The sequence below is a fragment of the Rhodoferax sp. genome (genome assembly GCF_018063565.1).
GTDB lineage: Bacteria > Pseudomonadota > Gammaproteobacteria > Burkholderiales > Burkholderiaceae_C > Rhodoferax.
Genome location: NZ_JAGPBB010000008.1, coordinates 59,153 through 71,834 on the forward strand (window position 1 = coordinate 59,153; position 12,682 = coordinate 71,834).

Here is a 12,682-nt window from a genome sequence, read left to right on the forward strand (position 1 = left end):
CGTCATGCGGTGGTGGGCGTGGCAGTGGCGTTTTCGTTCGCCAGTCGCATCCGGTTGAGCAGCAGGCGCATCTCTTCATGTTTTGCCGTCAGCAGCAACTCTTCGGCTTGGGCATCGGCATCGAGCCCCTCGCGCCGATTTTTGCAAAGTTGCCGGGCATGTTGATGAATCGCTTGATGAAGCTCGCCTAGAAGCACAAAATTGGCCGACATCGGCTGATCGTTACGAAACGCGCTTTGGTACCAACGACCGAAGCGGCAAAAGCCCGGATCACCAAGTGTGTTGAGCTCGTGATCAGCGGCAGCCCGGCAGTTGTCGTGCAGCAATCGCTCGATCCAGAGGCGGTGATTGGTCTCGGCCAACAGCAGTTCAAAATAGTCGCGTGACGGCCGTGATGAGAATGACAGTTGCCAGAGCGTGTCGGGCTCAAACTTGCGATGCCATTCAACGACCTGGCCGGCCGACATCGGCCGTGCCAAATAGTAGCCCTGCATGACCTCGCAGCCCAGTTCCAGCAGCATCAGAACCTGATCGAGTGTTTCAACCCCCTCGGCGCTAACCCGGCGTTTGAACGCCGAGCCCAGTGCGATAACGCTTTGCACCACCGCCAAGTCCTGCGGGCCGTTGAGCAGGGTGGCGATAAAACTGTTGTCGATCTTGAGTTCATCCACCGCAAGCCGCTTGAGGTGCGCGAGCGAAGAAAACCCGGTGCCAAAATCGTCCAATGCCAGTTGCAGGCCCAGTCGATGACAGTCATCGACCACCTGGGCAACGCCGCCAATGTCTTGCATCACCAGACTCTCGGTCACGTCCAGGCCCAGGCGTTGCACCAGCGCCGGAGGATGATGGGTCAGAAGCGCCCCGAGGTGTTGCGAAAAGTGGTGATCCAGCAGGTGGCGCCCGGCCACGTTGATGTTGACGGCGATGGTTTGTCCCTGCAGCTGCCACTGCAGTTGCTGGCGCAATACCTCGGCCAAAACCCACTCGCCGACGTCCCGCACCAGGTCTTCATCGTCGATCAAGGGCATGAATTCGGCGGGTGTCATGGTACCCAGAATTGGATGATTCCAGCGCAACAGGGCTTCGTACCCCACCACACAGCCCAGTCGGCAGTTGATCTTGGGTTGGTACAGCAGCTCGAACTGACCTTTGGACAGTGCCTTGCCAATCTTGCGCATGGTGCCGCTGCGCGCCTGGCTGTGCAGCTCATAGCTGGGATCAAACAATTGATAGCGGTTTTTGCCAGCCTTTTTGGCGTGATACATCGCTTCATCGGCCTGACGGATCAGTTGCTCGGGGTCTGAGCCCTCGCCCGGGAAAATCGACACGCCGATACTGCATGACACCTTGGCAATGCGACCGGTAACCTGGTAGGGTGCTGCCACCGCTTCAAGCACCCGTGTCAAGGCCTTGCGGCATTCGTCGATGTTGGACAGGCCACCGATCGCCAGCACAAATTCGTCGCCACCCAAACGCCCAGCCAGGTCTTCCTGGCGAATTGACTCACGCAGGCGCTGCGCCACCTCACGCAGCAACTGGTCACCCGCCTTGTGACCAAACTGGTCGTTCACCGGCTTGAAGCCGTCCAGGTCGAGCATACAGACCGCGATCATTTCGTGCGAGCGTTGACCGTGGGCCAGCTTCTGACTCAAGCGGTCGGTCAGCAGGGCGCGGTTGGGCAATTGGGTCAAGGTGTCGAAGTGGGCCACCTGCTCCAGGGTGGCTTGTTGTTGCTTTTGCAGTGTGATATCGCGCAAAAAACCAAACATGCCACCCTCTGGGGTTTGGTGGCAGGAGATACTGGCCTCCACGTCCCAAAGGCTGCCATCCTTGCGCCGGTGCCGGGTTTCAAAGCGGTCCCGGCCATTGATTTTCAGGCGCTGTATCCGCAGCTTGATGGCCTCGGGATCCTCCTGGGCTTCCAGGTCACGGATGTGCATCGTCAGCAATTCAGCGCGGTCATAACCCGACAACTGCGTGTACATGGGGTTGGCATCGGTGATTTGGCCATCGGAACTCAAGCGCAAAAAACCATCCATGGAGGTATGTACGACCGAGCGCAGCGTGTCGTGGCTGGTCGACAACTCGGCGTTGATGCCCGACAAGTCACGCAGTCGCGCCTGCAGTTCCAGCGTCCGATCCGCGATACGGGCCTCGAGATCCGCGTTGAGCCGGCGCAATTGCTCTTCGGCATTCGCCTGCTTGATCAAGGCCAAGCTCAACCGCCACAGGCCCAGGGCCACCAGGCCGAGCAACCCGAACAGGAGCAGCATCAGCCCATTCTGCATTGCCGCCGGCCCGATCCACCAAATCAATGCCGTGCTGACGGCGACCAGAAGCAGCAAAAAACCCGCCATCAAGCGGGGGGCGAGGGGGGTGGGCTTCAATATGTTCTGTATTACTTATGATGTGTCAGAAATCATACGACAAAGCCATGCCTGGCGTGGTGGGTTGCGCTTGCTGGTGCAGCAAGCCGCAGCGTCAGTCCTTGAATGTGGGTTTGCGCTTGCCCATGCTGGCCATCATGGCCTCCTGCAAGTCATTGCTCATCAGCAGGGCCGCGTTCCAGGTGGCCACATAATTCAGCCCGTCGGCTACCGAATGGTCGCGTGCATAAGTGATCATTTCTTTGACACCCCTGATGGACAAAGGCGACTTTGCTGCAATTTCAGAGGCAATTTCACGCACACCTGCTTGCAACGCCTCACGCGAATCAAACACCCGGTTGAGCAGGCGCATCTGCTGTGCCTCGGCTGCGTCAAACTTGCGTGCCGTATAGGCCAACTCGCGTGCCATGCCTTCGCCAATGAGCTTGGGCAAGCGCTGCAAGGTGCCCACATCCGCCGTCATGCCAATGTCGATTTCCTTGATGCAAAAGCTGGCGTCGCGGCTGGCGTAACGCATGTCAGCACAACAAATGAGGTCGATGCCGCCACCCACGCAGGCACCGTGAATGGCTGCCAGCACCGGTTTGCGGCACCGTTCAAGCGAGGTCAGCGTGTCCTGCAGGTCGAGAATGACCTGGCGCAGGTTTTCGCGCGTGCGCGCCTCGCAGTCGTTCTGGATGGTGTCGCCCAGGCTCATCATCATCTGCAGGTCGATGCCGGCGGTGAAGGCGCGGCCCTCTCCCTCGAGGATCGCCACGCGCGCCGCCGGGGTGGCATCGACCCACTGGAAGGCCTGGCGCAGCTCGTGCCACATCGCCAGATTCATGGCGTTGGCCTTGTCCGGGCGGTTCAGGCGGATGGTGGCCACCGGGCCATCGAGGCTGACGGCCAGCGTCTCATAACCAGAGTTGCTATTTTTTATATTGCTGCCAACGCTTGCTGTTAATGGGCTAGAGGTCGATTTGGTATCAAGGTCGGCGGTTGCGCCCCAGGCCATGGCCAGTTCGGTGCCTTGTTTGATTGCGCGCTTGGCGTCAAGCTCCTCGGCCACATCCGCGCCACCAATCAAGTGCACCGCCACGCCGGCGGCCAGCAGTTCGGCTTGCAAGGCGCGTTGTGGCTCCTGGCCAGCGCAGATCACCACGTTGTCGACCGGCAGCGTCAGTTCGCGTTCACCTACGCTGATGTGCAGGCCGGCGTCGTCAATCTTGCAGTAGGTGACACCTGCGAGCATCTCGACGGCGCGGTTTTTGAGGGAGGTGCGGTGAATCCAGCCGGTGGTTTTACCCAGGCCATCGCCGACCTTGCTGGTTTTGCGCTGCAACAGCCAGAGCTTGCGGCTGCTGGGTTCGAGGTGCGCGGCCTTCAGGCCGCCACGCTCGGCGTAGGTGGTGTCGACCCCCCATTCGGCAAAAAACTTGATCGGGCTTTGGCTCGGGCTCACGCCGCTGTGCAGCAAGAACTCGGCGGTATCAAAACCAATGCCGCCAGCACCAATCAGCGCCACCTTTTGGCCCACCAGCTTTTTGTCACGCAGCACGTCGAGATAACCCAGCACCTTGGGGTGGTTGATGCCCTCGATGGGGGGCGTGCGGGGGCTCACCCCGGTGGCCAGCACCACCTGCTTGTAGCCGGCGCCTATCAAGTCGGCAGCGCTGACGCGCGTATCCAGGTTGAGCTTGACTCCGGTGCGCTCGATCTGCTTGCCGAAATAGCGTAGGGTCTCGTAAAACTCCTCCTTGCCCGGCACCTGCTTAGCGATATTGAACTGGCCGCCGATCTCGGGTGCGGCGTCGAACAGGGTGACGTCGAGCCCGCGCTGCGCCGCGGTGGTGGCAAACGCCAAGCCCGCCGGCCCGGCACCGACCACGGCAATCTTTTCGCGTTGCTTCACGGGGGTGATATTGAGCAGCGTCTCGTGACAGGCACGCGGGTTGACTAGGCAAGAGGTGACCTTGCCGCCAAAAGTATGGTCCAGGCACGCCTGGTTGCAGCCGATGCAGGTGTTGATCTCGTCGGCGCGGCCCTGAGCGGCCTTGTTGACAAACTCGGGGTCGGCGAGAAACGGGCGCGCCATCGAGATCAGGTCGCAGTAGCCGTCGGCCAGCAGTTGCTCGGCCACCTCGGGGGTGTTGATGCGGTTGGTGGCCACCAGCGGAATGCCTACTTTGCCTTTGAGCTGACGGGTCACCCACGCCCAGGCGGCACGCGGCACCTTGGTGGCGATGGTGGGAATCCTCGCCTCGTGCCAGCCAATGCCGGTGTTGAGAATGCTGGCGCCGGCTTTCTCCAGCGCCTGCGCCAGTTCGACCACCTCGAGCAGTGTCGAGCCGCCTTCGACCAGATCGAGCATGGAGAGGCGAAAGATGATGATGAAGTTCTGACCAACGGCCTCGCGCGTGCGGCGCACGATCTCGACCGGAAAGCGGATGCGGTTGCGGTAGCTGCCACCCCATTCGTCGTCGCGCTGGTTGGTGCGGGCGGCAATGAACTCGTTGAGCAGATAGCCTTCGCTGCCCATGATCTCGACGCCGTCGTAGCCGGCACTTTGCGCCAGCGCGGCGCAACGCACAAAGTCGTCGACCGTCTGGTAAACCTCTTCGGTCGTCAGCGCCTTGGGCTTCATCGGGTTGATCGGTGCCTGCAGCGCGCTGGGGGCCACCAGGTCCTGGTGGTAAGCGTAGCGGCCAAAGTGCAGGATTTGCATGGCAATCTTGCCACCGGCGGCGTGCACCGCATCGGTCACGATACGGTGTTTGTCGGCCTCGGCCTCGGTGGTCAGTCGGGCACCGCCGGGCATCGGGCGACCCCGGTCATTGGGGGCAATGCCGCCGGTCACGATCAGGCCCACGCCACCTTTGGCCCGCTCGGCGTAAAACGCGGCCATGCGGTTGAAGCCGTCCTTGACCTCTTCAAGTCCGACGTGCATCGATCCCATGATGACCCGATTGGGCAGGGTGGTAAAGCCAAGGTCAAGTGGTGCCAATAGCTGTGGATAGTGGGGCATGTTGGAGTCTCTGGGCGTTGAATGAAGGGGTTGCAGACACAGGCCCGACCTGCCATGAGGCGGGTCTGAACCGTGCTACCTAACGCGCCAGTTTATGGGCTTGGCGGCGTTTTGGGCAACCGTGCCGTAGAGTCACACCCCTAATGGGCGCTGGCTGTCACTCCAGCAAGATCTCGGGTCGCAAGCCCGCTTGCAGCACCACCGCCTGCCATTTTTCGCTCTCGGCCATCAACAGGTCATGCAATTCACCGGGTGATGATGTCAGCACCTGCGCACCATCGGCTTGCATGCGCGCAGCGATGTCGGGGTCGCCCAGCACCTGGTTGAGCGCTGCATTGAGTTGGCGCACCACCGACGCGGGCGTCTTGGCGGGCGCAAACAATGCGTACCACTGCGTCAACTCGACCCCAGCCACACCGGCCTCCAGCAGAGTGGGCACGTCGGGCAGCGCCGGCAGACGGCTGGCACCAGCCACGGCCAGCGCCCTGAGCCTGCCGCTGCGCAGGTAGGGCTGCGCGGTGAACAGGCTCGGAAACATCACTTGCACCAGACCGTTGGCCACATCGGCAATGGCCGGTGCGGCGCCGGAAAAATCGACCTTTAGCAGTTGCGTCCCGGTTTGCAGCTTGAACAACTCCGCAGCGAAATGTGGCACCGTGCCTTCGCCAGCCGAGGCATAACTCATGCGGGCGGGCGAATCCCGCAACAGCCGGACCAGTTCCTGCACCGTGTGCACGGGCAGATCCGCATTCACCACCAGCAGCGTGGGCGAGTAACCAATGCGACCGATCGGCGCAAAGTCGGCCATCGGGTCATAACGCAGCTTTTGTAGCGCCGGGTTGATGCCATGCGTGGCGATGTAGCCAAACAGCAGGGTGTGGCCATCAGGCTGGGCAGCGGCCACATACTCGCTGGCGATGGTGCCATTGGCACCGGCCCGGTTGTCCACCACCACGGGCTGACCCAGCAACGGCCCGAGCTTGCGCGTCAGGGTGCGTGCCATGGTGTCGTTGCCACCCCCGGCGCTGGTGGGCACGATGATGTGTACCTCGCGCTGAGGAAATTGACGCTGGCTGGGTGCGGCACTGGTGGTGCCCAGGGCTGCCGGCGCTGGCGGGAACACATAACCTGGCAGGTGCAGCACACCCTGCATGATCTTGCGCACGGTGCGCACCAGTGCGGCGCTTTGCACGCTGGCTTGTTCGCCCACGCCCTTCAACGTGACTTCCACATCAATCTGGCCGGCCGGGTGCAGCACCATCAGACTGTGCCGACCTGTCGCCATGGCGGCTCCGCTGGCCACCGTGCCGGGCAGGGCAAAGGCGGTGGCAACGCCGATGGCACCGGTCACAGCGTGTGAGGCATGGCATTTGTGCGGGGTGAAATAGCGCGAGGTGATGCTGTTGGGCGAGTCACCGGCACTCACCAGCACCGGCTTGGGCACCACGCTGCCCGATACATCACCCAGCCCCATGCGCTGACCGGCCTGGAGCCGCAGTAACTCAATGCGCGCCAGCAGAGCGGTGTTGGCATCCAACTCTGCCGGTCGCTCGCGGCCGCTCAAGCCCAGATCGGCTGCACGCAGCATCATCAGCGGCATGGCCGCATCAATACAAGTGACCTGCAGGCCGTCAATGGTATCGATGCGAGCACCGGTGGGAAACAGCTTTCCGGTCACCGAACCCCAGGCATCCAAAAAATTTAGCAGCACCGGGGCGGCTGTACCCGCGACGCCGTCAATGCGCGCATCCCCTTCATAAGTGACCTTGCCGCCGGGGGTGCACACGGTCACGTCGATTTTGGAGCGGGTATTGACGTTGTAAACCCGCACCGTCGTGCTGCCGTCCTGCGCCGGAATCAGGCCCTGGTCAAGCGCAAACGGGGCCACGCCCGACAGCATATTGCCGCAATTGGGTCGGGTGTCGACCGACTGGTGCCCCACGCCCACTTGGGCAAACAGGTAGTCCAGATCGCAGTCGGGTTGGGTCGAGCGTGACACGATGGCCACCTTGCTGTTGAGTGTGCTGCCTCCCCCCAGCCCGTCGAGCTGCAGCGGGTCAGACGCGCCAATGGCGCCGATCAGCGCCTGGTTGCGCGCTTCGTCGCCTTCAGGCAACCAGTCGCGCAGAAAAAACGGCCCGCGCGAGGTGCCAGCGCGCATCAGCACGCAGGGAATCGACAGCGTCATGTCAGTCGTCTCCCAGGGCCAAGGTACTGGGCTGGCGTTTTTCGACCGCGTAGCGCAGCAGCGACGCGGTGCGGAAGATGCCGTGGGCAAACTTGCCATAGGGCATCGTGGCAAACAGCGCCATCACGACACCCAGGTGCAATGCCAACAAAAGCGCCAGCGCGGGTGTGCTGCGCCCCAACCACAGCAGCAGACCCGTGAGACTGGTCAAAAACAGCAGCGCGATAAAGCCGTAATCCATGGGCTTCTGGGCCGCGTCGCCATGCAATGGGTGGCGACTCAGCTTGAGCCTGAACAAACCCACGGTGCCCAGCAACAGACTGACGCCACCGGCCACGCCCAGCAGTTTGGGCAGACTAGGCAGGTCGTATGGCGCATGCCAGCCCAAGGCGTAGTGGTAAATCGTGGCCACAGCGGTGGCGGCAAAACACAGCATAAAGCCGTAAAACGTCAAATGATGGGATCGGCTGCGCGACAGGGTGTAGGCGTCGTCCTCGTTGTGGCAGCCCTCGCCGTGGCCGCCGTCAAGGTACTTGAGTGTCAGCACATCGCGCGTGGCTTGCCGGGCATCACCACCGGCAATGGCTTGCCCCGTGGTCGCCGGGGAAACATCCTGCAGGAAGCGCGTCACGCCAATGCCCAGCGCAAGTACCACCCAAAAGAAAACCGGCACAAACATCGACACCAGCAGGTTGTGCGGGAACAATTTGAAAAAATCACCCGCCACTTGCCCGCCCCACAGGCTGCCGTTGAAAGCCAGGGCCAGCATCAAAAACAGCGCCAAACCAGCGGCCAGCGCCAGCGACACGGTCAGACCGTTGCGCTGATACAGCTTGCCAAAGGCGGCCGGCCAGGCATAGGCTACATAGGTTTCACCACGCACCTGCGCCATGGCTTGCGGCACATTTACGGCAAATTCATGCGGCGGCGCGTACTGGCAGGCGTGCAGACAGGCACCGCAGTTGTGGCACAGGTTGGCCAGGTAATGCACATCGGCAGCGCCAAATTCGAGCCGCCGCGTCATCGCCGGGAACACGGCGCAAAAACCTTCGCAGTAACGACAGGCGTTGCAGATTTGCAATTGCCTTGCGACCTCAGTCACCGCTGGAGAGGTCGGGCCATGGCCGGCAGCTGTCTGCCGGGCGTCTTGAATCAGGGCATCAAGCGTGTGCATGTTTAGCTCCTGATTGAATAGCTTCTTGAGCAGACTGGGTGCCGGCTATACGGCCAAAAGCCGTACCAATCGACATGCCGACACCGGCTGTGTAGCCCTTGCCAAGCACATTGCCGGCCATCATCTCGCCAGCCACAAACAGGTTGTCGCTGGGGATATCCTTAAAGCGCACCGCAGCCGTCTCGTCGGTTTTGAGACCCAGGTAGGTGAAAGTAACACCGGGACGCAACGCATAGGCGTAAAACGGTGCCGTGTCGATCGGTCGGGCCCAATGGGTTTTGGCGGGCAACACGCCTTCGGTGTGGCAGTCGTCCAGCGCGGTGTGGTCAAAACTGCCCACCTGGCAAGCCTGGTTGTAACGCTTAAGGGTTTGCATAAACGTACTCACATCGAGCCCAAGCTGGCTGGCCAGTTCTTCCAGTGTCTGGGCTTTAACGCCCGGAAACACCGGTGGCATGAAGCGGCCAATGGCTTTGGCATCAATGATGGAATAGGCCTGTTGTCCGGGTTGCTGGGCCACCAGTCGCCCCCAGATCGCGTAGCGCTTGGGCCAAAAGTCTTCACCTTCGTCATAAAAGCGCTGGGCCTCGCGGTTCACCACCACACCGAGTGACACACAGTCAATGCGGGTGCAGATGCCACCGTCGTACAGCGGTGCCCGCGCATCAATGGCCACCATGTGCGCCTGTGTCGGGTCGCCAATGGCATCGGCGCCATGGTCACCCAGCATATGACGCAGCAGGACGCCCTGGTTGAACTTCGTGCCGCGAATCAAAAAGTTGTCCGACGGGGTTTCGCCCCGGTCGTTGACACCCCAGGCCTCACGCAGCCAGTCACGGTTGGACTCGAAGCCGCCAGCTGCCAGCACGCAGGCACGGGCGGTGATGCGCTCGGTGCTAGTGCTGCCGTCGGGGTGCTGGGTCGACACATGAGCCGCGACAAAATGGCCGTTCTCGATCTCCAGCCGGTTCACCGGCGCGTTGTAGCGCACTTGCACCCCCAGCTTTTCAGCGCTGCGATAGTAGGCGTTGACCAGCGCCTTGCCGCCGCCCATAAAAAAGGCATTGGTGCGCGCCGTGTGCAAGGCCCCCGAGAGCGAGGGCTGAAAGTGCACGCCGTGGCTGCGCATCCACGGGCGGCAGGTGCTGGAGTCGCGGATCACGCGCCGGGCCAGTTGCTCATTGGTGATGCCGCCGGTCACCTTGATTAGGTCTTGCCAGAATTCTTCTTCGGGGTAGGCATCGACCAGCACATCTTGAGGTGCGTCGTGCATGCAGCGCAGATTGCGGGTGTGGGCCGAGTTGCCGCCACGCCATTCGCGCGGGGCCGCTTCCAGCAGCAGCACACTGGCGCCCGCCTCGCGCGCCATCAGCGCGGCGCACAAGGCGGCGTTGCCACCGCCGATCACCAGCACGTCCACGGCGTTGGTGGGCGATTTGTTGTCAGACGAAGTCATGGTGGGTTCAGGCCTTTCTGCGGGCCGCCAACACGCGGTCCACCATCACGCCAGCCTGACCCAGGTGGTTAACGGGGTTGCACAGGGCTTCGAGCTGCGCCCGGTTCAGGTGGGTGTTGATTTCGGGATGGGCTTCGAGGATATCGATCAACGGGCGCTGTTCGCGCAGCGCCTGGCGGCAAAGGTCGTACACCAGATCGTGCGCATATTCGCGCCCAATATACGGCCCCAGACCCATCATCACCGATTCGGACATGACCAGACCATGCGTGATGTCCATGTTGGCGCGCATACGCGCCGCGTCCACCTCCAGGCCTTGCAGCACAAACTTGGTTTGTTTGAGTGCACCCGAGATCAGGCAAAAGATTTCGGGCAATGCCACCCATTCAATTTCCCAGGGGCCGGTAGAGCGTTCGTGGTCGGCCACCATCGCTTCCATCAGCGAGGCCGCATACTGGCGCACAACGGAAATGCAGGCGTGAATGTACAGGCACGATATCGGGTTGCGCTTTTGTGGCATGGTGGAAGATGACCCGCGCCCCGGTGCATACGGTTCAAACACCTCGGCCACTTCGGTCTGCATCAGCAGCTTCACGTCCATGGCGATCTTGCCCAGCGAGCCGCCCACCAAACCCAGGAAAGCGCCAACCTCGGCAATCGTGTCACGCACGGTGTGCCAGGAGATCAGCGGCTGCGCCAGACCCAGCTCCTGCATCAGCGCCGCCTGGGTTTCCATCGCCCCGGTTTCCAGCGACGAGAGTGTGCCCGAGGCTCCACCAAACTCACCCATCAGCACACGGGGTTTGAGCTGGCTCAGGCGCTCACGATGACGCTCGATGCCCGCCAGAATGCTGGCCATCTTGTAGCCAAAGGTGATGGGTGTGGCCTGTTGCAGGTTGCTTCGACCAATGATCGGTGTGTCGCGGTGTTTGGCGGCCAGCTCAGCCAACGCATCTGAAATATCAGCCAGGTCCTGCTCAATCAAGGCCAGGCCTTCGCGCATTTGCAGCACCGCTGCCGTGTCGGTGATGTCCTGTGTGGTGGCGCCCCAGTGGCAGTATTCACCCAGCCGGTCACGGCAGTTGGCGTTGATCTGATTCACCACGGCGATGATGGGGTACCCAATCTGCTCGGTTTTGGCCTTGAGCTGGTCCCAGTCGATCATCGACAGGTCACAATGCCGGACGATCTCTTCGGCTGCTTCCTGAGGAATCAAGCCAAGTTGACCTTGCACCTTGGCCAGCGCGCGCTCGATGTCGAGGTACTTGGCCGTGCGGTTTTCGTCGGACCAGACCTGGCGCATACGGACATCGCTGAACATGTCGCCAAAAATGCGCGAATCGATGATGGTGGCTGTCATGGGGTTCCCTTTGGAAGGTTGATGGGGTACAAAAAATAGAAGGCTCAGGCGGTGAATTCAGCGCACGACAGGATGCGTTGCGCCTTGAGCACAACGGGTTTGTCCACCATGCGGCCATCGACCTGAATCGCGCCGGGGGTGGCGGCAGCTTGCCAGGCATCAACGACCCGGGTCGCCCAGGCCAGCACTTGCGCGTCAGGGCGGAAAGCCTCGCGCACCACGGCCACCTGGCTGGGGTGGATGCACATCTTGGCGCCAAAGCCCAAGGCGCGGGCGTGCGTCAGATCGCTTTGCACCTGGGTTGCGTCGAGCTCTGGCGTGACACCGGCCACCGGCGGCGGCAAGTCAGCGGCGCGGGAGGCCATGGCCACGGCCAGCGCGGCAGCATCCAGCGCAAAACCGGGACCGGGCAGGTCAAGATCAAGCAAATAGTCCAGCGAACCAAAGGCCAGACGAGACACGCCCGGGGCCTGGGCAATGCCTGTTGCGGCCAGTACGCCGCGCACCGTTTCAATCAGAGGCAACACACGCGAGCCGGGTTGCATGTGCTCCAGGACCTGCGCGACTTGTTCGGATAACTCGCATTTAGAGAGCATGCAGTGCTTGATCGGTGTGCGCTGCAGCCATAAAAGATCCTCAAGATGGCAGGGGCTCGTCACATCGTTGATGCGCACCAGCAAGCGATCTAACTGGTCGGCCGCCAGGCTTGCGACCCAACTGGCGATGGAATCGCGTGCGAGCACTTTGTCGGCGGGAGCAACCGCGTCTTCCAGATCCAGAATCACCCGGTCTGCGCCGCTGGCCAGTGCCTTGGCAAATCGCTCAGGCCGGTTGCCCGGCACAAACAGATAGGTGAGTGGCTGCTGAAGGCTCATGGCACTCACACCGCCCCTTCGGCGCGCAAGGCGGCGATTTGTTCGCCGCTGTAGCCCAGAGCGCTCAGAATGGCGTCCGTGTGCTGACCCAAGGCAGGTACCGCATCCATGCGCGGTGCGCTTTTGGTCCAGGAACCCGGCGGCAACAGGGCCGGTACCGTGCCGACCGAGGTGTCCACCGAAGTCCAGCGCTTGCGCGCCTGCAGTTGCGGGTGTGCCCAGACCTCGGCCATGG

The 12,682-nt window shown here is 61.9% G+C and carries 7 protein-coding genes and 2 pseudogenes; all 9 read right to left on the bottom strand.

What is annotated here, in order from left to right:
* Nucleotides 1-2 precede the first annotated feature (2 nt).
* On the bottom strand, nt 3-2,387 hold the full coding sequence (locus tag KBF66_RS03570) for an EAL domain-containing protein (RefSeq protein ID WP_296652336.1): 2,385 nt from the start codon (nt 2,385-2,387) through the stop codon (nt 3-5).
* Nucleotides 2,388-2,481: 94 nt separating this feature from the next.
* Nucleotides 2,482-3,384 (bottom strand): crotonase/enoyl-CoA hydratase family protein, encoded by a 903-nt coding sequence (locus KBF66_RS03575; RefSeq protein WP_296652358.1) that lies wholly within the window; start codon nt 3,382-3,384, stop codon nt 2,482-2,484.
* Nucleotides 3,379-5,394: pseudogene (locus KBF66_RS03580) on the bottom strand (NADPH-dependent 2,4-dienoyl-CoA reductase); the annotation flags it as partial. The gene KBF66_RS03575 and the pseudogene KBF66_RS03580, both read right to left, overlap by 6 nt.
* Before the next feature lie 157 nt (nt 5,395-5,551).
* Nucleotides 5,552-7,582: a 4-oxalomesaconate tautomerase gene (locus tag KBF66_RS03585; RefSeq protein WP_296652339.1), complete on the bottom strand. Its 2,031-nt coding sequence runs from the start codon at nt 7,580-7,582 to the stop codon at nt 5,552-5,554.
* 1 nt (nt 7,583) lies between these two features.
* Complete coding sequence (gene tcuB / locus KBF66_RS03590) at nt 7,584-8,756, bottom strand: tricarballylate utilization 4Fe-4S protein TcuB (RefSeq protein WP_296652342.1); 1,173 nt, start codon at nt 8,754-8,756, stop codon at nt 7,584-7,586.
* A complete protein-coding gene (tcuA, locus tag KBF66_RS03595) occupies nt 8,743-10,212 on the bottom strand; it encodes an FAD-dependent tricarballylate dehydrogenase TcuA (RefSeq protein WP_296652344.1) in 1,470 nt (489 codons plus the stop codon). The genes tcuB and tcuA overlap by 14 nt, the downstream gene beginning before the upstream one ends.
* 7 nt (nt 10,213-10,219) lie before the next feature.
* Nucleotides 10,220-11,572 carry a 3-carboxy-cis,cis-muconate cycloisomerase gene (gene pcaB / locus KBF66_RS03600; RefSeq protein ID WP_296652347.1) on the bottom strand — a complete coding sequence of 451 codons (1,353 nt, stop codon included), beginning with the start codon at nt 11,570-11,572 and terminating at the stop codon, nt 10,220-10,222.
* A 44-nt stretch (nt 11,573-11,616) separates the two neighbouring features.
* Entirely contained in the window at nt 11,617-12,447 is an 831-nt protein-coding gene (locus KBF66_RS03605; protein WP_296652351.1) for a CoA ester lyase, read from the bottom strand.
* 5 nt (nt 12,448-12,452) lie between these two features.
* Nucleotides 12,453-12,682 (bottom strand): annotated as a pseudogene (locus tag KBF66_RS03610) (CoA transferase); the annotation flags it as partial.